General features: G+C 51.1%; 23 protein-coding genes. 13 read left to right on the forward strand and 10 right to left on the reverse strand.

What is annotated here, in order from left to right; all coding sequences use genetic code 11:
- The first annotated feature begins 70 nt into the window (after nucleotides 1-70).
- Nucleotides 71-385, forward strand: coding sequence for a hypothetical protein (locus EJN92_RS14035; RefSeq protein ID WP_126128397.1), 315 nt, complete (start codon nucleotides 71-73; stop codon nucleotides 383-385).
- Here EJN92_RS14035 and EJN92_RS14040 read toward each other — a convergent pair.
- Entirely contained in the window at nucleotides 349-2,622 is a 2,274-nt protein-coding gene (locus EJN92_RS14040) for a heavy metal translocating P-type ATPase (protein ID WP_126128398.1), read from the reverse strand. The genes EJN92_RS14035 and EJN92_RS14040 overlap by 37 nt on opposite strands.
- A 126-nt stretch (nucleotides 2,623-2,748) precedes the next feature.
- Between EJN92_RS14040 and cadR the strand changes: the two genes are divergently transcribed.
- On the forward strand, nucleotides 2,749-3,177 hold the full coding sequence (gene cadR, locus EJN92_RS14045) for a Cd(II)/Pb(II)-responsive transcriptional regulator (protein ID WP_126129935.1): 429 nt from the start codon (nucleotides 2,749-2,751) through the stop codon (nucleotides 3,175-3,177).
- 24 nt (nucleotides 3,178-3,201) lie between these two features.
- Here cadR and EJN92_RS14050 read toward each other — a convergent pair whose 3' ends face one another.
- A complete protein-coding gene (locus EJN92_RS14050; protein WP_126128399.1) occupies nucleotides 3,202-3,882 on the reverse strand; it encodes a MarC family protein in 681 nt (226 codons plus the stop codon).
- A 517-nt stretch (nucleotides 3,883-4,399) separates the two neighbouring features.
- On the opposite strand from EJN92_RS14050, the gene EJN92_RS14055 reads away from it, so the two are divergent.
- Nucleotides 4,400-5,875 (forward strand): APC family permease, encoded by a 1,476-nt coding sequence (locus EJN92_RS14055; protein ID WP_126128400.1) that lies wholly within the window; start codon nucleotides 4,400-4,402, stop codon nucleotides 5,873-5,875.
- Nucleotides 5,868-6,341, forward strand: a complete 474-nt coding sequence (locus EJN92_RS14060; RefSeq protein WP_126128401.1) for a CreA family protein — start codon at nucleotides 5,868-5,870, stop codon at nucleotides 6,339-6,341. The genes EJN92_RS14055 and EJN92_RS14060 overlap by 8 nt, the downstream gene beginning before the upstream one ends.
- Before the next feature lie 115 nt (nucleotides 6,342-6,456).
- On the opposite strand, the gene EJN92_RS14065 is transcribed toward EJN92_RS14060, so the two are convergent.
- Both EJN92_RS14065 and EJN92_RS14070 read right to left on the reverse strand, forming a co-directional pair.
- Nucleotides 6,457-8,835, reverse strand: a complete 2,379-nt coding sequence (locus EJN92_RS14065) for a VanZ family protein (protein ID WP_157984366.1) — start codon at nucleotides 8,833-8,835, stop codon at nucleotides 6,457-6,459.
- A gap of 29 nt (nucleotides 8,836-8,864) precedes the next feature.
- Nucleotides 8,865-9,650 (reverse strand): YdcF family protein, encoded by a 786-nt coding sequence (locus EJN92_RS14070; RefSeq protein ID WP_126128403.1) that lies wholly within the window; start codon nucleotides 9,648-9,650, stop codon nucleotides 8,865-8,867.
- 214 nt (nucleotides 9,651-9,864) lie between these two features.
- On the opposite strand from EJN92_RS14070, the gene EJN92_RS14075 reads away from it, so the two are divergent.
- Nucleotides 9,865-10,725: an HDOD domain-containing protein gene (locus tag EJN92_RS14075; protein WP_126128404.1), complete on the forward strand. Its 861-nt coding sequence runs from the start codon at nucleotides 9,865-9,867 to the stop codon at nucleotides 10,723-10,725.
- Between the two features lie 12 nt (nucleotides 10,726-10,737).
- Here EJN92_RS14075 and EJN92_RS14080 read toward each other — a convergent pair whose 3' ends face one another.
- Both EJN92_RS14080 and EJN92_RS14085 read right to left on the reverse strand, forming a co-directional pair.
- Nucleotides 10,738-10,932: a hypothetical protein gene (locus EJN92_RS14080; protein WP_126128405.1), complete on the reverse strand. Its 195-nt coding sequence runs from the start codon at nucleotides 10,930-10,932 to the stop codon at nucleotides 10,738-10,740.
- Between the two features lie 326 nt (nucleotides 10,933-11,258).
- A complete protein-coding gene (locus EJN92_RS14085) occupies nucleotides 11,259-12,740 on the reverse strand; it encodes a glycoside hydrolase family 10-like protein (protein WP_157984367.1) in 1,482 nt (493 codons plus the stop codon).
- Between the two features lie 535 nt (nucleotides 12,741-13,275).
- Between EJN92_RS14085 and EJN92_RS14090 the strand changes: the two genes are divergently transcribed.
- The 4 genes from EJN92_RS14090 (at nucleotide 13,276) to EJN92_RS14105 (ending at nucleotide 18,042) form a co-directional block, all read left to right on the forward strand.
- Nucleotides 13,276-13,878, forward strand: a complete 603-nt coding sequence (locus EJN92_RS14090) for a hypothetical protein (protein ID WP_126128407.1) — start codon at nucleotides 13,276-13,278, stop codon at nucleotides 13,876-13,878.
- A 299-nt stretch (nucleotides 13,879-14,177) separates the two neighbouring features.
- Nucleotides 14,178-15,191, forward strand: coding sequence for an extracellular solute-binding protein (locus tag EJN92_RS14095; protein WP_227869552.1), 1,014 nt, complete (start codon nucleotides 14,178-14,180; stop codon nucleotides 15,189-15,191).
- A 125-nt stretch (nucleotides 15,192-15,316) separates the two neighbouring features.
- Nucleotides 15,317-16,966, forward strand: coding sequence for an ABC transporter permease (locus EJN92_RS14100; protein WP_126128408.1), 1,650 nt, complete (start codon nucleotides 15,317-15,319; stop codon nucleotides 16,964-16,966).
- A gap of 5 nt (nucleotides 16,967-16,971) precedes the next feature.
- Nucleotides 16,972-18,042 (forward strand): ABC transporter ATP-binding protein, encoded by a 1,071-nt coding sequence (locus EJN92_RS14105; protein WP_227869553.1) that lies wholly within the window; start codon nucleotides 16,972-16,974, stop codon nucleotides 18,040-18,042.
- 226 nt (nucleotides 18,043-18,268) lie between these two features.
- On the opposite strand, the gene EJN92_RS14110 is transcribed toward EJN92_RS14105, so the two are convergent.
- The 4 genes from EJN92_RS14110 to EJN92_RS14125 form a co-directional block, all read right to left on the reverse strand.
- The gene (locus tag EJN92_RS14110; protein ID WP_126128409.1) at nucleotides 18,269-19,261 is read right to left on the reverse strand and encodes an LLM class flavin-dependent oxidoreductase; all 993 of its coding nucleotides are present in this window, start codon (nucleotides 19,259-19,261) and stop codon (nucleotides 18,269-18,271) included.
- Between the two features lie 172 nt (nucleotides 19,262-19,433).
- Nucleotides 19,434-19,733, reverse strand: coding sequence for a hypothetical protein (locus EJN92_RS14115; RefSeq protein WP_126128410.1), 300 nt, complete (start codon nucleotides 19,731-19,733; stop codon nucleotides 19,434-19,436).
- A 74-nt stretch (nucleotides 19,734-19,807) separates the two neighbouring features.
- Nucleotides 19,808-20,110 carry a hypothetical protein gene (locus EJN92_RS14120; RefSeq protein WP_126128411.1) on the reverse strand — a complete coding sequence of 101 codons (303 nt, stop codon included), beginning with the start codon at nucleotides 20,108-20,110 and terminating at the stop codon, nucleotides 19,808-19,810.
- A gap of 152 nt (nucleotides 20,111-20,262) precedes the next feature.
- Nucleotides 20,263-21,405, reverse strand: coding sequence for a hypothetical protein (locus EJN92_RS14125; protein ID WP_126128412.1), 1,143 nt, complete (start codon nucleotides 21,403-21,405; stop codon nucleotides 20,263-20,265).
- A gap of 83 nt (nucleotides 21,406-21,488) precedes the next feature.
- Between EJN92_RS14125 and EJN92_RS14130 the strand changes: the two genes are divergently transcribed.
- From EJN92_RS14130 to EJN92_RS14145, 4 genes are all read left to right on the forward strand, one after another.
- The gene (locus EJN92_RS14130; RefSeq protein WP_126128413.1) at nucleotides 21,489-21,893 is read left to right on the forward strand and encodes a hypothetical protein; all 405 of its coding nucleotides are present in this window, start codon (nucleotides 21,489-21,491) and stop codon (nucleotides 21,891-21,893) included.
- Nucleotides 21,890-22,276 (forward strand): GFA family protein, encoded by a 387-nt coding sequence (locus tag EJN92_RS14135; RefSeq protein WP_126128414.1) that lies wholly within the window; start codon nucleotides 21,890-21,892, stop codon nucleotides 22,274-22,276. The genes EJN92_RS14130 and EJN92_RS14135 overlap by 4 nt, the downstream gene beginning before the upstream one ends.
- 57 nt (nucleotides 22,277-22,333) lie before the next feature.
- Nucleotides 22,334-23,710, forward strand: coding sequence for a metal-dependent hydrolase family protein (locus EJN92_RS14140; protein ID WP_126128415.1), 1,377 nt, complete (start codon nucleotides 22,334-22,336; stop codon nucleotides 23,708-23,710).
- An 83-nt stretch (nucleotides 23,711-23,793) separates the two neighbouring features.
- Complete coding sequence (locus EJN92_RS14145; RefSeq protein WP_126128416.1) at nucleotides 23,794-24,174, forward strand: nuclear transport factor 2 family protein; 381 nt, start codon at nucleotides 23,794-23,796, stop codon at nucleotides 24,172-24,174.
- Nucleotides 24,175-24,192 lie beyond the last annotated feature (18 nt).

Raw genomic sequence — 24,192 nt, forward strand, 5'->3', positions numbered from 1 at the left:
GCGCGCTAATGATAGCTGTTGCCGGACAGATCAGATAGAATGAAGTAAATCGACTAGACGGAGAATGACGATGTATCTGGATCATGCGAAAATTTCTGCAACACATAGCGAAACAGAACCGGATCGCTTAGAGCGCCTATACCGTGTTTACGGATATGCGATTGCGATGGCAGATGTCGATGGGAATACCGAGTGCATCGTCAAATTAGCCAAGTTACACGATCACAAAGGCACCTTGATGGCGATCTGGCACGTGGCACCGACAGAAAGAGAGAAAACCTATTTTCTCAAGGCATGGAAGAGTAAAATCGGTGACGAAACTAGTCATGTAGAGCATGCCTTGATGCTTCAGGATGAAGATGTCTCTGAAACGCTTGAAACTTGATAGCGTAATAAACGTAAACCGTTCAAAACCACTAATAGGCTGGTTCCGGTATCGGCGAATACTGCCATCCACATACTCGAGTGCCCAGTCAGAGTTAGCGCAAAAAACAGGATTTTGACACTGATCGCAAATCCTATGTTTTGCCATAAGACTCTGGCAGTCTGCTTTGAGATGCGAATGAACTCTGGCAGTTTGCGTAAATCATCTTGCATCAAGGCGACATCAGCCGTTTCCAATGCGGTATCAGAGCCGGCAGCCCCCATGGCGAAGCCTATATGAGCGCGCGCTAAGGCCGGTGCATCATTAACACCATCGCCCACCATGCCAGTAATCTGTTTGTCGCTAAATTGTGTGATGGCGAGTAACTTCTCTTCTGGTAGCAGTTGGCTGCGAACCTCAGAAATACCAACTTGTGCAGCGATCGCCTTAGCCGTTTGTGCATTGTCGCCGGTGAGCATGACCAGATCGATGCCCATAGTTTGTAATTCACGAACTGCAGTTTGACTGCTAACACGAAGCTTATCAGCGACCGCCAGCAAGGCTAGTACGTGGCGCGTATCGGCAAGGATTAAGACAGTCTTGTTTTGCTGTTCCAGTTGTGCCAGATTTTCATCGAGTATTTTTTTTACCTCTGGCGCTAGCGTCAAGTTGAGCGACTCGAACATGCGTAGGTTGCCAAGGGAATAGCGCTGCCCGTTTATTTCACCGTTAACACCGCTGGCAGTGATCGATGAAAAATGCAGCACCGGCATCAGGTTTTCACCTGATTCAGCGTGGCGCGATAAGATCGCATACGCTACCGGATGTTGTGAGCCGGCCTCAAGGCTAGCTGCAATCTGCAAAATTTCAGCTTGACTAAGATGCGCCAAGGCGATGACATCCGTCAGACTTGGTTTTCCTTCGGTCAGTGTACCGGTCTTGTCCAACGCAATCAGCCGCAAGTTCTTACCTTGTTCCAGATACAGGCCCCCCTTGATTAAAATTCCGCGCTTTGCGGCCAATGCCAATCCGCAGACCACGGTCACTGGGGTCGAAATGACCAAGGCGCAAGGGCAGGCGATCACCAACAATACCAGGGCTTGATACAGACTGTCATGCCATGAATTTGTGCCCAGTAGCGGCGGCAATACGGCAATCAGGAGCGCGACCACAAAAACGACAGGCGTGTAGTAGGCCGCGAATTGATCGACCAGACTCTGGGTTGGCGCGCGCTGGCTTTGCGCTTGCTGCACCGAGCGGGCAATTCGAGACAACATGGTATCCGCCTGTAGCGAGCTAACCCGCAATTGCAGAGTGCCAGATTGATTTAGTGTGCCTGCATAGACTTGATCACCAGTGCGTTTTTCTACCGGCATACTTTCTCCGGTGATGGCGGCCTGATCAACGCTAGAGTGGCCACTCGCAACGATGCCATCGAGCGCAATCCGCTCACCAGCACGCACCCGTATCATTTGGTCTAGCGTAATTTCATTGACGGGGCTATCTTTCCACTCGCCATTTGTTTGCAAAGTATTCGCGGTTTCAGGTGCATGTGCCATTAAACCGGCAATTGCGTTGCGGGCGCGATCTAGGCTGGCCGCTTCTATCAACTCGGCAATCCCAAACAAGACGATGACGACCGCCGCTTCTGGCCATTGACCTATCGCGACCGCACCGATGACGGCAGTCGCCATCAGCAAATAGATGTTTAAGCTTAGGTGACGTAGCGCAACCCAGGCTTTTTTCAATGTGGGAATTCCACCGGCAAAGACGGCAATCAAGGCCGTCATTATGACTGGCAGCGAATCGTTAGCAGCGCCACGCCAGGCCAGAAACTCGGATGAAAATGCCGCCACAGCAGCGATGCTCATGGTGATGATTTGTCGCCGGGAAACTGAAGGTGTTTGCGTCTGAGTAGTCGCCGAGGCTGTTGTCGTCGCAGGCAAGGGCAGAGCAGACATGCCTATTTCCTTGAGCTTACTAAATATGATGTCGGTATTGCTGAGCGTGTGATGTACCGTCAGTATCCGATTGAGCAAGTCAAAATCGAGGGCTGCGATCCCAGCGACAGTTTTGAGACTCAGACGTATGAGTTTTTCCTCGGTTGGGCAATCCATATTTTGAATTTTGAGCGCCAATGATTGAGTATCCTGACCGCCAGTCGACTCATTTTTTGCTAAATTATGTGGCGCTGCTGCCTTATCGTTGGCTGCATCAATAGGGGCGTGCTCACACGCGCAGGAGGATTTTTCTGACATAAATGACTCTCTTTTTCTTTCTTTTCCTAAGAATGAAGTCAGTGTAGACTCTGTAGCGACTACAGAGTCAAGTGCAATTAGTGTGTGGCTTTTTTTAGTATAGTTGTTATTCGGGAGGGAAAGATGATGCGTATCAGTGAATTAGCAAACGCTACCGGAGTCGAGATTGAAACCATACGCTACTATGAGAAGCAAGGTTTAATCGCCGAGCCTGAGCGTCAGGCCAATGGCTATCGTAGCTATGCCAATGAGCATTTGGAGCGGCTAGCTTTTATACGGCATTGCCGTGCCTTGGATATGCCTTTGGCCGAAGTGCGCGCTCTATTGATGTTTATTGATAAGCCGGTTGCCGACTGTGCCGAGGTCAATCAACTGATCGATGCGCAATTGGGGCGGGTACGGGCGCGCTTAAAGAGTATGAGAGCCTTGGAAAAACAACTAGGGCAGTTACGCAAACATTGTACGTATATTGATGCTGGCCAGGCTTGCGGCATCTTGCAAGAACTGGTGGCGGCGGCGCATGGCGAAGCCTGCGCCTGCCATGCTAAGGTGTAAGTTGATTGAAATTTCAATGAAGCTTCAATGAAGCTTCAATTCCTCGATCAAGGCCGATAAACCAGTCCAGCCTATTTCTATTCCTATGCAAAGCAAGATAAAGGCGGACAAGCGCATTAATACGGTCGCTCCGACAGTGCCCAAGAAGCGTTCCAGGTTACGCGCATAGCGATAGCATAAGTAGATGCTGACGGTGGTCAGTAACACGCCTAAGGCTGAGGCGAAGCCTGTGAGTAACCAATCGATTGGTTTGGTGGGAAGTTCGGTGCCTATCGTGATGGATGCCGCTATCGTGCCCGGACCTACCGTCAATGGAAAACTGAAAGGATAAAAGCTGTGCTGGCGTAATTCGACTTTGCTCCAGGTATTGGCTGATGCCTCTACCGAGGAATGTAATTTATCCTGACCATTGTCATTGAGCAGACGCCAGCCAGCCATCGCCACCACGATGCCGCCCGCCACGCGCACTATCGGCAGCGAAATTCCAAAAAAATCTAATACGTGCGAGCCGATAAACAAGGCACCCATCAGCAAGAAAAAACAGTTAATCGCAATGCGCTTGGCCAGTCGTGTTGCTACTGCCTGTTCCAGAGGCCCAGTCATCGATAAGAAAATAGGCGCAATTGCAATCGGATTCAAGATAGGCAGCAGGGTGATCGGCACCACGATCAGGGCTTTGCTAAAGGCGATTAACTCTATACTCATGAAAGGCTTTCAAAATCGTAAGCATTGATTATGCAATAATTTTGCGTAGGTATGAATGAAAACTATGCGTTTGCAGTTCTGTATGAGCTAACTGAGCGTGCTGCCTACGCCAAGCTTGGCATAGGGCTTAAAGTTTAGGCTCAAAAGAAATAAAACACGACCACCTCGGAGACGCATATCGGAGACGCATATCCCATGCGGCTTAGCGGGCATATGCCTTGGGAAGGCGCATAGAATATGCGCAGTGGCGTACTCGGTTTTTAAAAAATGGAGGCCCTGCTAGCGCTTGATCTGGGATGCCGATCAAGCTGGGGGCGGCATTGTACCACTGTCTGTGGGCTTATCAAGGGCGCGCGCACCGCGCTTTAAAATTTCGTCCCTGTGATGCCAATACCAGTGATTTTGCAGATATTATTACGGTTTTTGATGGCTTCAGCCGCACTATCAGCAGGCATACTCGTCAATAGAATCTGTAGGCTTACGCGCCCACCTAATTACAATACGAAGAGGAATTCTCTTGAGACAAGCAACATTCATACAGCGTCTGTTACGCACTAAACCGGTCGAGAATGCTGATCAAACCGCCTCAGCTGCGCATGAGGCGCATAGTCTGCACCGTTCCTTAGGTTTATTCCCCTTGACCATGATAGGGGTAGGCTCCACCATAGGCACGGGAATATTTTTTACTATGGTAGAGGCGGTGCCTAAGGCTGGCCCATCGGTCATTCTGGCCTTTTTATTGGCGGCGCTGACCGCCGGTTTGACGGCCCTGTGCTACACCGAATTGTCGGCAAGAATTCCCTCCTCTGGGTCGTCCTATTCGTTTGCCTATGCCACCGTCGGCGAGTTTTCCGCCTTTATCGTGGCCGCTTGTTTGCTGCTGGAATATGGCTTGGCCGCCAGCGCCACTGCGATAGGCTGGTCCTCCTATCTGAATCATTTTCTTATGAATACCGTAGGCTGGCAGATTCCTGAAATGTTGCGCTCACCGATGTTGGTCGCCGGTGTCAAAGGCATGGAAGTGCATGCCGGGCAATTTAATTTGCCTCCGGTCATCTTGGTGGCGATTTGTGGCTTTTTGTTGTTACGCGGTACTAAAGAATCGGCTACCGTGAATGCGATTATGGTGGTGATCAAGTTAGTGATTTTGAGCTTTTTTGTGGTGATCGCGTTTTCTGGTTTTAATGCAGAACATTTCACCCCATTTTTTAATCAAGATAATAGTAAGGGGCTGGGCGGTATGGCAGGGGTGACTGCCGCCGCCGGTACCGTGTTCTTTTCATTTATTGGTCTCGATGCCGTGGCTACTGCTGGTGCCGAGGTGAAAAATCCGCAACGCAATGTGCCGCTGGGTATTTTGGCTGCGCTCATCATCGTTACGCTGTTCTATTTGCTGGTATCAGTTGCTGCGGTGGGCGCTCAACCTGCCAGTATGTTCGCCGGGCAAGAAGCCGGTTTGGCGGTGATTTTGCAAAATGTCACAGGCAAGGCCTGGCCGGGCCTGGTGTTGTCGGCGGGCGCGGTGATTTCGGTCTTTAGCGTCACCCTGGTGACCATCTACGGGCAAAGTCGTATCTTGTATGCGATCAGTAAAGATGGCTTGATACCTTCTTCATTTCAAACTGTGCACCCGCGTACCAAGTCGCCAGTCAGCAATACCGTGATTGTCTGTTTGCTGGTGGGTATCGTGGCTGGCTTGGTTGATTCTGGCTTTTTATGGGATATGGTCAGTATGGGCACCTTAGTCGCCTTCATCGTGGTGTCGGTCGCGGTACCTGTGATGCGTCACAAGGGGATAGGCGCTGAGCGCGCTGGCTTTAGAGTGCCGTTTGGGCCGTATCTGGTGCCAGGTTTGAGTATCGCCGCCTGCCTATATATCTTGAAGGATTTATCGGCAGCGACTTACCATATCTTCTTCATCTGGATGGCAGTGGCCGTTGTGGTGTATTTTGCTTACAGCATGCGCAATTCAAGCCTGAACCGCGATGAGTAATCTTAAGTTACGCGTTTTTCTAGTGGGCAGCTTGATGGCCGGGTTAGCCTCTGGCGAAACCATAGGCAGTGTCGACACAGCCTTTATCTTGCTAGGTCCCGATCATAAAGTGGTGGTTGATGCCTATGATGATCCTAAGGTGGCGGGCGTCACCTGCTATGTGTCGCGCGCCAAGACTGGCGGCATACAAGGCGGCTTGGGCTTGGCGGAAGACAAGGCCGAAGCCTCTATCGCTTGCCGCCAGGTCGGGCCTATCAGCTTTGCCAAGCCGCTCAAGCAACAGGAAGAGGTTTTCAACCAAAGCCTGTCCGTGTTATTTAAAAAATTGCGGGTAGTGCGCATGGTGGATAAGCAGCGCAATACGCTGGTCTACCTGACGTATTCCGACAAGCTGGTGGACGGCTCGCCGAAGAACGGCATTACTGCGGTGCCGGTAGATCGCAGCAACCCGATACCGCTGCGATAATTCCGTAGCACCAGCATGCCACGTTTGCTCGCAATCATATCAAGCGTGGCGGTAGCGAGCTTAGACGCTAGCGCACCCTTGGGCCGCCGGCCGTGGGGGCGCTGTCGCTAAGCATTTATTCAGCTGCCAAGCTGTTGTTCGATGTACTGCTATGCTTTATTTTACTACGCCGTCGTCTCTTGCTTAGGCTGGCGGCAGGGAAGATCCGCATCGCCAACAGCATGCCCATAACGATGACTGCAACTGCCGATGTGTAGAGTAGGCACCAGCGTATGAAGAGTGAGATTTCAGAAATTGGCGCTGTGCGATTTTCGCCCAGGATGAATTGTATGCCAGAGAAAACCAGCCCGTCTTTGACGATCAAGGTATCTATGCCCTGATTGAGTAAATACCAGCTCAGCGGCAACATGGCCAAGCTCATCAGACCAGGTTTTAGGTAAGTGCGGGCGCGATACAGATGTTCTGCCATCAAGCTGGCATGCAGTGCCAACAGGATGATTATGGCGAACAAAAAGAGATTGCCATTCGGCGCAATCAATTCCACCAGATTGTCGGTAATCGCATTATCGATCACTACTAATTTTGCGGCATACCAGAATGGTGCCAGGAACAAGCTATAGCCGATCAAGCGCGCCAGTCGATTTGTCTTAGGCAATGCCAAGGCAGCTAAGGTCAGCGGTATCATAAACAGCGAGTACAGTGCGCAATAACGCAAGCTAGATTCCAGAGTTTCCACCAGCGCCTGCGGCAGCACAGAGAAACGCAGACGCCAGACATCACCCCAATAATCTTCTGTGACCACGCGCCGATACAGGTCTGGCGCACCGATGATTTTATTCAACATAATCTCTGGAGTAGCAAAATACAGCAGACCTAGGCTAATCAAGGCCATCGCTAGCAATGCCAAAGGAATCCAAAGCAAGATGTGGCGTTTTTGTGCATTGCGTCGGATGATTGTTTGTGCCAGCCACCAGGGGGCCATGCCCAACCACAGCAGTACCAGCGAAAAAATACTTGCACCCAGCAAGATTTGGTCACCAAAAATTTTTTTGAGATTGTAGGGAATGCCCGGCAGATGGAGCAGTATCCAAAGCGCTAGCGTCAGCGTCAGACTGCTGCCCAGCAGCCAGCGCCAGTGTGAAGCAGCTGTGGCGGAATTAAGCGGAATCGAGGCCTCCACACGCAAATGCGAGTCCGATGTCTGGGGCGACGGTGTTAAATGAGTCGTCGTATTTTCTCGCTCAGCCTGCGCGGTCGAGGCTGGCAATACGACTTGATCCTCATCCTGAATCATCGCGGTGCTGGCACTCAGCGCAAATGGGCTCAGCACTAATGCCACGATTAAGGGCGTGGTATCGCCATGGTAGCCGACAAAGAATACCCTCAATACTTCCAGTAGGCTTAGTAGCGCCAAGATACCCACTACCCAGATCGTCAAGAATGATTGTTTGCGTCCAGCGCGCAAACTGCCCGACCACATCATGATACCGATTGCCAATGTCTCAAAGGCGACTGGCGGGATGTCTTTGGTGATGCCATGCCATAGTAAATTAGAGAAGGGCGTAAAGGTAAAGCTCGCGTCCCAAGGCTGCGCCCGGTAGGGTGTGAAAATCGTAAGTAGGTAAGTGCTTAGTGCTAGCCAGAAAATCGCGTGACGCGCCTGGTTTTTCAAGCCAATTTCTAAACCATAAGCAGTGCATAGACCTAAACTTATACCTAGCAGCGTCTCTCTGCGCAAACTGCCATAGGCGACGAACACCTCCATAAAAATTGCCGCAGCGCCGATGACCATTAGATTGAGTCGGCGTGGTCGCAAGCCATGCACTTTCAATGCTGCGCAGCCAGCCAGTGTGGCGGCCAGCCAATGTTGGCTTAGCCGCATCAATTCAAATGGCGGCGCAAAGACTGCAGATTTCACATGCTCGCGCAGCAGGCCTATATCCAAGGTCGGCACAAAGGGAAAGGATTCATAAAAAAACCAACATAGGACCAGCAGCATAGGAAAATAATCCTGTTGAGGCGCAGCTGTATCGGCGTGTATTAAGCGTTTTTGCAAGGCACGCCAGACCCTGGCGGCAATCAGCAGGCCGACTCCCATGCCTACCGTATTCCAAAAAGCATCCGACAGCGAAGCGGTGCGACTGGGCAAATATAGTTGAACTAACTGTATGCCGAAAGCCAAGATCAGGATAGAAAAAAAACTGGCGATGATGCGTGCGCGTAGACTACTAAAACAGGCGTGTAGCGCAATCCCTAAGGGGACGAAGAGTAAAAAATTATCCAGAACATCGGGGATATTTTGAAATAGATGCCACTCATCGAGAAATCGATCAAACGGTGCGGGTATCGCCTGAAAATCAAAAGGGAACAGCGATCCGTAAATAATAAATACCACTACAGCCCAAAAAAATACCCAGGCTGGTAGTCGGGATGTCGGTGATTTTTCTTTGAGCACACCGGTATTTTTTTGTGCTGATGGATGCTTGCTAGACATGGGCAGGGTTCTTTTTTGATTTCTAAAGATTAAGGCTGAGGGCGGCTCTTTGTATGGAAGAGCCAATACTGGATCAAGCCCAGCCATTCGTGCATCGCATAATTTGATCGTCGCAGACCTTCTACCCCGGGGATAAAACTGAGTAGCCCGAAATCACTGCTGGAAAAAAATAGAGTCGGTGCTGGTATCGCCACTAAACCCGTTTGATCGAAAGCAAATTTTGCGCGCCGCATATGCATGGCATCGGTGACTAAGAGTACGCGGGTAATTCCAGCCTGCTGTAAGATGCGCGCAGAAAATTGCGCGTTTTCGTAAGTATTTCTGGCTTGATCTTCCTGCCATAAAACTGGGATTGCAAATTCATACTGCAAAGCGCTTGCCATGGCGCTGGCGAGCGAGTCTTTGGCCGGCGATTTACTCCCAAAGCCACCGCTCACTAGGATAGGCAAAGCGGTATCTCGATAAAGTTTGGCGGCGTAGCGTATGCGGCCTAAACCTATGTAGTCGGGAATCGCTTGGCCGCCGTATTCGGGGCTATGCTCTAGTGATCCTGCGCTCAGTATCACGATCGCCTGGGCGCCGGTATTTTTGGTGTCGGGTAAAGCACGCTCCAGATGTTCTAGCGGATACACCAAGAGCCAGGCACCGGCATTGGTACTGATGAGCAAAAAAATAGAAACAAGGCTAAGGCTTAGCGTCTTTGCCAGACGTGGCCTTGTATTTCTGACTGCATAAGCGATGGCGAACAACAGCAGCAAACTGAGCGGCGGAGTAATGAGGCTACGAAAAACAGCAATCAGCGTGCCACTGCCCATGGAAACTCTTTCTTGGTGAAGTCCTCAAGCTACGAGTGTTGTTTGATTTTATGCAATTATATCTTAGTAAATTTGCCCTAAACTGTCCTTTATGCATTTGTCGCGATGCTTTGGCATCTGATGTTTACTAGGCGTTATTTGATTTTGCTTGAGAACTCAGGTCTAATTACTTAAGTCTGTAAAATTTCCGCATGGAAAGAAAATAAAAATTGCAATGAAGAAAAATGTCAAAGCGGCCGCGAGCTTAGAATTGTCCATGGATGCCCTGGTCAAGACCATACGGATACCGGCCCGTCCCAGTCTGTTAATCGATATTCAAGCCGAGTTGGCACAGCCTGAGCCTAGCCCGAAAAAATTGGCGGCAGTGATTGCCAACGATGTTGCCCTGTCTGCCTCTTTATTGAAATTGACTAACTCGTCTTTTTTTGGCTTGCGTTTAAAGGCCAAGTCTATCGAGCATGCGGTGAATTTGCTTGGCCTTGAGCAGAGCGCAACGCTGGTGATGGGGATACTGGCGCGCCAGGCGGTCAATGCGCCAAATAGCGCGCACGAGAAATTTTGGGATTTTTCTAGTAAACGCGCTCAGGCCATGACTTATCTGGCGCGCCATATACCAATTTGTTCGGCCGATACGGCGCATACCTTTGGTCTGTTTTGCGATATAGGGATGCCCTTGTTATCTGAGCGTTTTCCAGATTACGCCAGCACCTTGGGTCTTGCCAATGCCGAGTTCGAGCGTAGTTTTACCGAGGTCGAGGATCAAAAGCATAATACCAATCATGCTGCAATCGGTGCCTTGATGGCGCGCACTTGGGGCTTGCCAGAGGAAATCGTCACCGCGATACTCTTGCATCACGCGTATAGCGAGATGGAGGATGGCGCTACCGATGAAATGGTCAGAGGTCTCATCGCCTTGGCGCTTTTGGCAGAATATGCGATACAAAAATATCACGGGCAGGAATTGTTTGCCGAATGGGAAAAGGGCGGTGAGCAAGCTTGCCAGTTTCTTGGTATCGGCAACGACGATGCGGCGGATAGGTTTGATGAGTTACAAGACTTGTTCAATCACAATTAAAGCCTGAAAATTTTAGTTTCTTCCGCGCAATAGGCGTGCCGGTAGCATGATCACGGCACGCAATAATTCAAATACCCCATCGACCGCTATCCCCAGTAATCTAAATGGCAGTAACAGTAGCCAAAACAGCGGATACAGGCAGAGCGCCAGCAAGGCCAAAGGCCAGCATACAAACAGCAAAATCGAGAACAAAAGTAAGCTCAGCATGGCGAACTCAGTTGACTATTTGTATCAGCAAATGCTGGCTAAGGAATACGCTGGTCGATACAATGATGAGTAAGCCTATCGTCGCGATCAGCAGTCCATCCATGTGTTTGCTTAATTCCATGATGCTCTCCATATTGTTATGTTAGGCCATGTGATTTTCTTAGCCAAACTAGCCGATCACAAGCGATCAGATATAGCTACTGTAGGCGGGGCATAACGCAAACTCCAAGGCTTTGCGACGAGCTGTCAATTCTCGGGTTTAATCAGAAATGTGGCAGGATAAACGGTGTGCCTATTCAAATAGTAGCAAGCGTGCATCAGCTAGTTCAATTCAGGCTGTAGCGAGTAGACGGACTCTCCTGACCTACGCGATTAATTTTAGAAACCTGCACTTCCTTGAGCGCGCCATGGACGCTATCGTCATTCAGGCTGATACCAGCGTTTGAGGCGGGCTGGCTAGCGAATACCCAGCCATTTTCGTAACGTTTCCAGACCGCTAGCATACTAAAACCCAGTGTTGGGTCGGGCTCAACGCTGAGTAGTTTTTGCTTCAGATCGGCGACCAATATCGGTGCCGCCATCGCCTCCTGCGTCAGCCAGGGGCTAGCCGGTACCAAGGCCTGGCTCTGATATTTTTCTGCGCTTAAGCCTTGCCGGATATTCTTGCGGTTTTGCATCAGCGCCGTGATGCTGAAGTGCACATGACCCTGGCTCTGTGTATGCAAGCCGGGTGCGCGGCTCGCCTCTATCTGTTGCAAAATTTCTTCAGCAGACCAGGATTTATCTTTATGCGCTAGATTATTCGTAAATAGACCCGGCCAGATATGCCTGCCTTGCGGATTCTGCGCATGCCAGTAGTCGCGCAAGACAGTAAAACTTTGTGCAGTTTGCGCCATAGGCCAATAGAGTTGCGGTACCAGATAATCGACCCAGCCGCGCTCTAGCCATAGTTCTACGTCAGCATATAACTGATCATACTGACTGAAGCCTTTAATCCCGGTCGGCAGGCGGCTAGGTTTGCCTATGCCAAACGGGCTGATGCCAAATTTTACCCAGGATTTTTCTTGTCTGATGCTTTGCTGCACTGCTTGAACTAGTTGATTGACATTCTGACGGCGCCAATCAGCCCGCGCTAATTTACCGCCCTGCTGCTGGTAAGCCAGCCAAGTATCATCGTCAGGAAATGGCAGCGGCTTGCCTTTGGCGTTATTTAATGGATAGGGGTAAAAGTAGTCGTCCATTTGTATGCCATCGACGTCATAGCGTTTTACTACATCGCGAATCACGGCCAGCGTATGTTGCATCGCCACTGGTTCGGCTGGATCTAGCCACCACAGATCGCCATAACGTTTGATGGCATTACCTGCTATTTTTTTGAAATAGGCCTCGGTGACGGGCGCTTTACCACTCGCGGTTTTCGCACGGTAGGGGTTAAACCATGCATGCAGCTCAAGTCCACGGGCGTGTGCTTGCTGTATCCAAAACAGCAAAGGATCGTAATATGGCTTGGGCGCTTTGCCTTGTTCACCCGTGAGAAACTCTGACCATGGCTCTAGTTCAGAGGCGTACAGCGCATCGGCACTGGGGCGCACTTGCAAGACGATGGCATTGAGTTTGAGTTGGGCCGCAGTGTCTAAAATAGCGATGATTTCGGCTTGCTGTTGGGCGCTGCTCAGATTTTTTCGACTCGGCCAATCCAGATTCGAAACCGTTGAGACCCAGGCAGCACGAAACTCGCGCGGTGCCAATGGCGGCAGGGCAGCGTCGTTTGCGGGCGTAAGTATTATCGTTGAGTTGGCAGTCGTCATTGCCGGCCATGCAGCGACTGTTGGCGAAGTAGTGGAGCGCGCGTTAGTGCTTGATGTGGTGTTGCAGGCGCTAATGCTCAATAGGGCGCTGACGGCAAGCAAGAGCGCAAATAGACGTGCGAATAATCCAAATAATAAGGGTAGGTGGGCTGACGGATACTGATGCCTACAGTAACAACTTGAGAGTAAATGCATGCGCCGTTTCACTGCTAAACAAAAGAGACTAGATGCTACTGCATCGCGCAGCACTACACCAGAGTTTTCCTTAACCCGGCTCAGCTTTTTCGGTCACTTGTTTGGCTCACTTGATTGTGCGCGCGTCGGGCTGAGTGGAGCTGATTAAAAAAGAGAATTTTAAAACACGTCCTGCCAAGGCGCAGTAGCTATGCGCCTGTTGGCGGCATGCATCCGGTGAGCCGCATAGATACTGCGCCTTGCGGCATGCCCTTATTAAAACCAATTGAAATGGGCTGCGCTCGCTCTGGGTCAACTGATCTGCTCACACTGCGTTAAGGGTAGACGTATAGGAGAACCCATGAATAAATTTTTCGCACTCTTAGCACCTTGCGCTTTCATTCTAACTGCTTGTGGTGGCGCCGTTGTGGATGTTGATGTGGTGGATAATCGTCCCATCCCGCCACAGCAAAGAATTGAATATTTAACCCATCCGACGATTTCAGGTCTGGAGTATTTCAATACGAGTACCGGATCAGATCTGCATTTTACGACTGCCGCTGGGCGCTATACCGGCTACACCGGGAATGACGTAGTGAGCTTTTATTTAGGCAATATCCTGTTATTTACCATGCCAGGTGAATTGCCAGCTGCATACTCGTCTTTGTACGAGGCCAGCCGTTACACGGTTTCTAGTCTGCGCAGCGCCACTGCGGTTGAAAATTTGATGGCATTTTTGATGGCGATTGACGACGATGGCAATTACCTCAACGGCATACAAATCGCCTATCCGGTGCGGGTCGCTGCTCGTGCTTTAAGAGTCGATTTTAACCAATCAGCTTACAATTTTCGCGCAGATCCAGCCGTGCAATATGCCACCGCTGTGCTATCAGGAAATACCTTATACGGCGCACGATATTTGCCTTCACCAGCAGACGCAGTTTATGCCTTGCAGGTGCCTTAAGTCGCTGCTAACTGAAGATTCGTAACGACTTTTCTGTCAGCCGCCTGCGCTTAACATTCACCATTGGTCAGTTTTCAACTCACCACCCGGCCAGCGCGCATATTCCATGCGCTTCTCCGGCCTGCCTGTGCTGTAGCCCGCATGGGATATGCGCCTCCAGCCTGCCTGCTTTGGAAACATGCTGAAACTTGCGCCTCGTCAAATGATAATCATTACTATTTATGTTAATATTGCTGGATAGAGCGACTGTGAAGTTGCTCGCATGAAGTATTAAATTAATATTCTTGTGAGGTGTGCCTATGAAATTGATGACTCCGATTAAAGCTGGGCTATTTGCCGCAAGTGCAGCCGCTATATCCTTAGCCTCTTTTGCGCAAGCCGAAGAAGTGGTGGTGTATTCGGCGCGTAATGAACAATTGATCAAACCGTTGTTTGATGCCTACACCAAGCAGACTGGGGTGCAAATTAAATTTGTCACCGATAAAGAAGGTCCTTTGATGGAACGTCTGAAAGCTGAAGCCGCCAATACGCCTGCCGATATGCTGATCACGGTCGATGCTGGTAATTTGTGGCAGGCCGCCAACCAAGGCTTATTGCAGCCGGTGGTTTCAACTACTTTGAACGCGAACATCCCTGCGCATTTGCGTGATCCTAAGAATCAGTGGTTTGGCTTGTCAGTGCGCGCACGCACTATCTTCTTCAATTCCCAAAAATTAAAAGCCACAGATCTGTCTAGCTATGAAGATTTGGCTGATCCTAAATGGAAGGGCAAGCTGTGTCTGCGTACTTCCAAAAAAGTATATAACCAGTCTTTGACCGCGATGCTGATAGACGAGCATGGTGAAGCCAAGACCGAACAAATTATCAAGGGCTGGGTAGCGAATCTAGCCACCGATGTGTTTGCCGATGACACCAAAATGCTGGAGGCGATCGCGGCCGGACAATGTGAAGTTGGTATCGCCAATACGTATTACTATGGTCGCTTGATGGAGAAGAAGCCGACGCTCCCGATTTCTATTTTCTGGGCCAATCAAAACGCCAAAGGTGTGCACGTGAACGTCTCTGGCGCGGGGATCACCAAGTACGCCAAAAATCGCGCTGGTGCGCAGAAACTGCTGGAGTGGTTGTCCTCAGATAAAGCGCAAAACCTATTTACTGATCTGGACATGGAGTATCCGGCCAATCCTGCCGTCAAAGCCGATCCTAAATTACTGGCCTGGGGTCCGTTTAAACAAAATCTGATCAACGTGAATAAGGCTGGCGAGTTGCAGACAGCAGCGGTCAAGTTGATGGATAGAGCTGGCTACAAATAAAGCGCGGCTGGTAGTCGATTAAAAAAGCGGACCTTGTTCTACGGTTCGCTTTTTACACGTTTAGCTTGCATAAAAAATCAAGCTATTGCAGTCGCTGCATGTTGAAAAAATAGAATAAAAAATTAATGAATACAGTGCTAGCCAACCGCCATGCGCTCACTACTTACTGCTTGTCGCTTGCGCGCTTCCTGACTGGTTGGCGGCTGGCCGCTTTTTTGGTGTCGCTGATTACCTTAGTCCCATTGCTGGTGGTCCTGTTCTCGCTATTTTCTCCCGAGCCTGAGATCTGGGATCATCTGCGTCAGTATGTCTTGCCCGATTTGCTGATCAATACTTTCTGGCTGGCGTTGGGCGTGGCGCTAGGAACGGGTTTTCTGGGTGTTAGTCTGGCCTGGTTGACCGCCGTGTGTGAGTTTCCTGGTCGTCGAATTTTTGCCTGGGCACTGATGTTGCCGCTGGCAATTCCCGCCTACGTGGCTGCTTTTGTGAATATAGGCCTATTTGATTTTACCGGGCCCTTGCAGACCGCCTTGCGTCTGTGGTTCGGCTCTAGCGCCTGGTTTCCACCGATACGCTCGCGTGGCGGGGTGATCCTGGTGATGACTTTATCTCTGTATCCGTATGTGTATTTATTGGCGCGCAATGCCTTCATGACTCAGGGTAAGCGCTCGCTAGAAGTGGCGCAATCGCTGGGTTTGAGTCGCCTTGCTGGATTTTTTAAGGTGGCTTTGCCGATGGCCAGACCCTGGATTTTTTCCGGCATTATGCTGGCCTTGATGGAAAGTCTGGCTGATTTTGGCACTGTTGCCGTGTTTAATTACGACACCTTCACCACGGCCATTTACAAAGCTTGGTTCGGTTTATTTTCACTGTCGTCGGCCTCGCAATTGGCCTCCATCCTGGTGATGCTGGTGTTGCTACTGGCTTTGGGCGAACAATCCTGGCGCGGCGCCAAGCGCTATCACGCCACCGGCAAATCGAATCAATCTCGTTACACTTTGCAGCCATTCTTAGGCTGGATCAGTTGTCTGTATGCGGGCTTAATTTTGGCGTTGGCCTTTGCCTTGCCAGTGGGGCAATTGCTGGTCTGGTGTGTGGAAGTGTTTGCCGAAGATTTTGATAGCCGTTATCCGATGTTTGTGCTGCACTCGGTACTCTTGTCTAGCATGGCAGCCTTGCTCGTGGTCGTCGCGGCGCTGCTGTTAGCTTATGCGCTGCGTCTGTACAACGACTGGCCTACACGTTTTTTTGGACGTCTTTCTACCTTGGGTTACGCCATACCCGGCAGCGTGCTGGCGGTTGGGGTGTTTATTCCTGTGGCCTGGTTAGATAATCAATTGATCGCGATTCTCAAGCCCTGGTTAGGGGGCGGTGCAATTTTGCGCGGCACCTTGACCGTGATGTTACTGGCTTATGTGGCGCGTTTTCTGGCTCCAGGTTTTAATGCCATCGACAGCGCCATGCAGCGCATCACCCGCAGCCAGGAAGAGGCGGCGCGTGGCATGGGTTTGTCTGGTTGGCGCCTGTTTATACGGGTACATTTGCCGCTCTTGCGCGGCGGCATATTTAGCGCCGCCATGCTGGTGTTTGTCGACGTCATGAAAGAAATGCCGATCACCTTGATGACACGTCCGTTTGGCTGGGATACGCTGTCGGTGCGGGTGTTTGAAATGACCTCTGAAGGACAATGGGAGCGCGCCGCGCTACCTGCCGTGGCGCTGGTGATCGCGGGTCTGATACCGGTGATTTTACTCACGCGCCAGGCCGAACACTAAACATGATGATGACTACTTCCTTGTCCCTACCTCCCGTCCTAAGCCTGAGTCTGGTGTCGCATGCCTATCAGCAAAAAAACACTTTTTCTGAGCTGAGTTTTTCATTGGAAAAGGGCCAGATAGGCTGCTTACTGGGACCATCCGGTTGCGGTAAAACCACGGCCTTGCGCTGCATTGCAGGTTTTGAACAGCTGGCTGCTGGCAGCATATTTTTGAATGGCAAGCTGGCCAGTAGCACCGATTTGCATCTGCCTGCCGAACAGCGCCAGATCGGCATGGTGTTTCAGGATTACGCCTTATTCCCGCATCTGAACGTAGAAAAAAATGTGGGCTTTGGCTTGCATGGCATGCAGCGCCAATTGCGCCAGCAACGGATTGATGAGTTGTTGGACGTGGTTGGTTTGCGCGCCTACAAAAATGCTTACCCGCACGAGTTATCCGGTGGTCAGCAACAGCGGGTGGCATTGGCCAGGGCGCTGGCACCCAAGCCAGATTTACTCTTGCTCGATGAGCCTTTCTCGAATCTGGATGTGGCCTTGCGTGAGCGCCTAGGTCTGGAGGTGCGTGAGATTCTCAAGCAACAAAACGCCACCGCGATTCTGGTGACGCATGATCAGGACGAGGCCTTTGCGATTGCCGATGAGATCGGCGTCATGCATCAGGGCCAGATACAACAATGGGATAGCGCGTATAAAATTTATCATGAACCGGCCAATCGCTTCGTCGCCGATTTTGTCGGGGAGGGCGTATTCATCCCAGGCACCGTACTGGCTCCCGACCGGATACAAATCGAGTTAGGTGAAATCGCTGGCAATATGCCGCTCGATTGCTGTCTCGGTTGTACCGTCGATGTCTTAGTCAGACCGGATGATGTGATCCATGACGATCACAGTGAGGTGCAGGCGCGCGTGCTTGCCAAGGCTTTTCGTGGTGCGGATTTTTTGTACACACTGGAGTTAGCAAGTGGCGTGCGTCTCTTGTCGCTGGTGCCTAGTCACCACAATCACGCCATTGGTGAGCTGATAGGGATCCAACTTGAGATCGATCACGTAATCGCGTTTCATGCGCAAACTTGAGCTGCTTGAAACTATTCAGAATTGAAATCGCACCTGCCTGCTTACGCACTATCCATGCGGGTTTCAAGCCAGCATGGCTGGTGAGCCGCATGGATAATGCGCGCTGGGCTAGTCGCTGGTGCAGTGTGCTTGATAGGTTTTCCAGGCGTCTTGCTGAATTTTTCGGATACTGCCGTCTTTTTTAAGACCGCACTCAAGCAAGGGCTTGAGCGTTGAGGTGGTCAGCCTATGCCGTCTGAAGCTCAGCGGTAATCTGGTAAGAGCGCAGGCGCGCTGCATGCTCAAAAATCTGCGAAGTGATCATCAATTCATCGGCACCGGTATGGGCGATAAATGCTTGCAACTGGCGCGCTACTGTTGCGGGTGAACCTATCGCCGAACAGGATAAAACTTGCTCCAGCATGGCATGTTCTTGCGGCCCGAGTTGTTGCAGATAATCGGCCTTGGGTGGCTGTAGACGTTTCGGGTGACCGCTGCGTAAATTGATGAAGGCTTGCTGCATAGACGTTGCCAGTAATTGCGCCTGCGCATCGGTGTCGGCCGCAAACACATTAAAGCCCAACATCACATACGGTTTTTGTAGTTGCGCTGATGGCTTAAAAGTGGCGCGGTAGAGCGCAATCGCCTGCATCATCTGGGCCGGTGCAAAATGCGAGGCAAACGCATACGGCAAACCCAAGGCTGCCGCTAATTGCGCGCCAAACAGGCTAGAACCCAAAATCCAGATTGGTACATTCAGACCAGCACCTGGCACGGCCAATAAACCACGTCCGGCGCGCTTAGGTTCAGACGATAGATAATCCATGAGTTCGACGACATCTTGCGGAAACTGATCGGCATCAGTGGCTAGATTTCGGCGCAAGGCACGTGCGGTGAGCTGGTCTGAGCCCGGTGCCCGCCCCAAACCTAGATCGATACGACCAGGAAATAGGGATTCCAGCGTGCCAAATTGTTCGGCGATGACTAAGGGCGAGTGATTTGGCAGCATGATGCCGCCAGCACCCACCCGTATCTGCGAGGTTCCCGCTGCAATGTGGCCGATCAGAATTGCGGTGGCGGCACTGGCAATGCCAGGCATGCCATGATGTTCGGCTAGCCAATAGCGCTGATAGCCCCAGCGTTCGCCATGTTGCGCCAGATCTAAGCTGTTACGAAAAGACTGGGCGGCATCGCTACCCTCAGTGATAGGGGAGAGATCGAGGATAGAGAAAGGTATCATGGCTTGCAGATTAGGGCAGTGTGCAGAAACGCAAGCACGTATTGCCTGGGTTTTTATTCTAAACAGGACTTAGGCAAAATTGTTCCAGCTAGGCGTATCGCCGAAGACAGTACTTTAGTACGGCAAGGCGAGTACAACAACGCTGGGGCGATTTTGCCTAAGTCCTACTAGCTTATCTATCCAAAGGCATGATATTGGTGATGACTATCGTGGCTTTTTCCAGACCCTTGTTTTGCTTTTGTATTTGTTGTTGGATTTGATTTAAGCCTTCTTCCGTCTTGGTTTGCTGGCTATCGCCGCAAACATAATTCGCACCCACGCTGCTGACGCCCTTGCTGCTGAGCGCTTGATACGCCACATAATATTTTTTCTGGCCGACCGGGCAATCGAGCGCGTAGGCCGATGAGAGCGTTAGCAGGGCTGGCAGTATGAGTAGCGCACGCAGTGAGTTTGGCAAAGTAGAAGTTTTCATCTTGAGCCTTGATTTAGACTGAAGCGCAGAGTGTAATCTGCTTAGACTTAAATGCGTGTATTTTTTGATCAGGTTTAACCAAGGATGGAGATAGGCATGGTGTGCTTGCTGGCGCTGCTATCGTCTTGTCTGCGGCCGCTACTGCGTCTACGGCCCTGACGTTTGCGGGTGTCCAGGAAGGTCGCATGTTGTTGTTCACGTCTGTCGCTGGCACGTCTTTCTTCACTTGCACGTCGTTCAATTTCTGGCCAGTTAGCTGCGGCTGGCAACTCGGAATTGGCGCTGGCCGAGCTTAGGTGCGGGCGTGGCGCAAAGGTGGGCGTAGGAAGCTTGGGTGCGGCTTGTTCAAAAAAGCGCAGTGCCTTGAGTGAAAACATGAAATAAGTTAGCCATTGATTGAAATTTAGGCATTTAACGGCAAATGCTCAGAAAACTTGAAGTATTTGCTATTTTTTTGTGGGGTATCTATTTTTATAGGACTTACACAAAAAACGACGCTGGGGCTGTTTTGCGTAAGTCCAATGCAATTTCAAGCCGTTTCATTGAGTATCGGCGCGCTGCTAGTCTCACTCACGCTCTGCCCGTTGGCGGCATAGGCTAGGCTAGTATTTTCCTGCATCAGTGACATCGTTGCCGTCTCAAACGCGTCATCCATTTCTTTACTCGCTTGCTGCGCCTTTTTATCGTCTTCGGCTTTTTTGCTCTCTAGCGCGATGAGAAGTTTGATCTTGCCCATCAAGATTTTCGCTTCCGCTAAAAAAGCACGATCTGGCGCGCTCAGGCCCGAGGTGTTGACTTGCGCTAGCGCTGCCAAAGCGTTGCCGGAGTCGGTGCTGGGTCGCTCTTTGCTAGCTGGATCAGCCATCGCGAAATGCATGGCCTGTGCTAGCGCTTGCGTAACTTGCGCTGCCGCCGCTGAGTTTTCCGCCGACGTTTGCACTGAATTTTGCTCTGAATCTTGCTCTGAATCTTGCCCTGAATTTTGGGTCAACTGTTTGCTGGTAATGCTATTCGAGTTGCTCATCACTTGCGCTGCCAGACTTGCTGCCGCGCTGGTTTCGCTGGTCGCCGCCGTCGCCGCCGACGCGTTGGCGGTCTCGTTGACAGTCTTGTCGGACGCTTCGCCGCTGGCAAGCTCGCTGGTCGCGCCTGATTCACCGGTGCTAGCTTGACTTGCACTACCGACGCTGACCTGTGGCATAGCGGGGCCAGTATCGCCGCCGCCATATTCACGCACCGCCGCAGCCAGTTCTTTGGCCAGACGGATCGCTTCTCGTGGGTTGCCTGCGACACCGGCAAATCTCATCAAGCCTTCTAACTGCATTTTTATCCAGGCAATTCTTTCCCTGGCAGCGTCTTTACGGGAGGGAAATTGCATGGGGCTATTATTGAAGGCGCTCAGGGCTGCCGTATTTCTGGCTTTTTGTGGGCTCACATTTAAATTCACGGTCACAGCCGTAATCGCATTTGCGGCGCTAGCCGTCGGTGCCGAAGTTTTGGCGTTCTCGCCGTTCGCGCCGAGTTTAATTTCCGGTGCTTGCGCTGACGAGACGTAGAGATATTTACCTATGCTGATCACTTGAGTTTGTCCGAAGAAAAATGGTTTTTGCGGGACTGCTAGTTGATTAACGGTGAAATCAGCAAGAAATGAAGAGCACAGCGTGGGAAACATGTCCGAAATACAAATTTGATGCTAATCTGCCGAAAGATCAGGCAAATCGCCCTGTCTAGATGTTTCCCTATTTTGCTTATGCCATGAACCAAATCCAAGAAAAGAAGTGTCACGCGATTATCCATGCGCATGCCGTGGCTGCCGCAGCGGGCAATGCTGTACCTGTACCCGGCATGGGTGTGGCTACCGATATGCTGTGCATGACCGCGATGGCAATGAGCTTGTGTGCAGTGTTTGGTGGCAGTATCACGCAAGAAGCAGCCAAAGCGCTGGCTATTGCCAGTCTGAAAAACAGTATGCTCAAGCAACCCATCAAAGTTCTGAGTAAAGAATTATCCAAGTTCATCCCTTTCCTCGGGCAAGTAGTCGCACCGGGTATCTCGGTTGTGATGATAGAAGCGGCTGGCTGGACTCTCGCCAAAGAGCTGGAAGCCAAGGCGCAACAAGCCACTGCTGGTGCTGCTACTGATACGGCGAGGCCGAAGTGAACGATGCTCTGAATGCTAGGAATATGCTGAGCGCTAGCTGCCACTGCGGCCGTATTCAAATCAAGGTGCCAGCAAAGAGTGCGTTTTTAATCGATTGCAATTGCTCTATCTGCCGTCGTTATGGCGCACTGTGGGCTTGCTATAGTTTGAACCAGATTGAAATAATTGGGCATCCTGAGCATAGCGTTGCTTATCTGTGGGGCCAGCAAAGCATACAGACCATGCATTGCGCGGTGTGCGGCTGTGTCACGCATTGGGAGGCGTTATCCACCGAACCGGACCGGAAAATGGCGGTCAACGCCAGAAATTTTGAAGCAGGTGTATGGATCGATGTTCCTATCCGGCATTTTGATGGTGCTGATAGCTGGACGTATCTCGACTAGTCAATAGTAAATACTTATTGTTCGTTGTTTTTATCATTTACCCAAACAAGGATAGTCATGTACCAACTGAATAAAACTAGCTTATACACAGTCATTGGCTTGTGCTACGGGCTAGCTGGTTTAGCGCAGGCGCAGAGTACGCCGCAGACTACGTTGCCTGATGCGGCGCCTGATGCGATATTGATAGAGAACGTACGTATTTTCAATGGCAGTAGCGAGCAACTCTCGCCGTCATCCCATGTCTTGGTCGTGGGCAATCTGATCAAAAGTATTTCCAAAACGCCGATCGCGGCTCCGCCCGGCGCTAAGCTGACGCGCATAGACGGCGGTGGGCGCACCCTGATGCCAGGCTTGATCGACAATCACACGCATATGATGATGAACAGTATCTCGCAGCTTGCCGTGATGACCAGTGACATCGGCTACGTCAACCTCGCCGCTGGTGCCGCCGCTAGCAAGATGCTGATGCGCGGCTATACCAGTGTGCGCGATCTGGGCGGCCCCGTGTTCGGCTTGAAGAAAGGCATCGATAGCGGGATGGTGATCGGCCCCAGGATTTGGCCTTCGGGGGCGATGGTGTCGCAGACTGGCGGGCATGGCGATTTCCGTTTACCGACCGAGCTGCCTTCGGCTCCTGGCGTTTTTAGTTATACCGAACGAATCGGCGCTGCCATGATTGCCGACGATGCCGCCAGCGTGCAAAAACGCGTGCGTGAACAGTTGGCACTAGGCGCCTCACAGATCAAACTGATGGCTGGTGGCGGCGTCACTTCTAGTTTTGATCCGCTAGAAGTGACGCAATACACGGTCGAAGAAATTCGTGCCGCAGTGGTCGCCGCAGAGAACTGGGAAACCTATGTGACGGTGCACGCCTACACCCCGCGCGCGGTCAGGCAAGCGATCGAGGCCGGGGTGAAATGTATCGATCATGGCCAATTATTAGACGATGCCAGTGCCAAGCTGATCGCCGACAAAGGAATCTGGTGGAGCATGCAGCCGTTTGCCGACGATAAACCATCCAACTTCGCCGAGGGCACACCGAATCGCATCAAGCAATTGAAGATGTTTAGCGGCACCGATAGCGCTTATGCCTTGATCAAAAAATACAAAATCAAAACCGCCTGGGGCACCGACATTTTGTTTAATGCCGACACTTTGGCAAGCCAGACTGAGCAACTGACAAAAATGGTGAAATGGTTTGCACCTGCCGCCGTGCTGAAAATGGCGACTGCCGACAATGCGCAATTGCTGGCGCTGTCCGGTGCGCGCAGCCCTTACCCTGGCAAACTGGGCGTGGTCGAGGAAGGCGCATTGGCCGATTTACTGTTGGTCGACGGTGACCCTATCGCGAATATCAAACTACTGGAAGATGCCTCGAAAAATCTATGGCTGATCATGAAAGACGGTAAAGTCTACAAAAATATCACGCACTGATAGTAAGTCTAGCCCGCGCAGTGCAGCTCAAACAGTGAAGCTCAAACTCCTGGAGTTTTTAGGCCTTTAATTGAAAGTGAATAATGCTAAATAATGCCGAACAAGAAATTCTAGTACTGGAAGAAACGCTGCGCCTGGCTATGTTAAATGGCGATGTCGCGAGCTTAGATCAACTGATCTGTGGCGATATTATCTTTACTAATCATCTGGGACAGTTGTTTACGAAGGAGGATGATCTGGCCTTGCATCGCTCGGGCGTGTTGAAATTTATTAGTATGCAGCTGTTAGAGCAATACATAAAAATCCAACAAAATACCGCCGTGGTATCGGCCCGTATGCTGCTCTCTGGTACCTATGCTGACGCCCCATTTGACGGCGATTTGCGCTACACCCGTGTCTGGCAGCAGCGTGCCGATGGTGGCTGGCAGATCATCGCTGGCCATATTAGTGCCATCAGTGAGTGAGCCAAATCTGTGCATCAC

The organism is Undibacterium parvum (assembly GCF_003955735.1).
Lineage (GTDB): Bacteria > Pseudomonadota > Gammaproteobacteria > Burkholderiales > Burkholderiaceae_D > Undibacterium > Undibacterium parvum.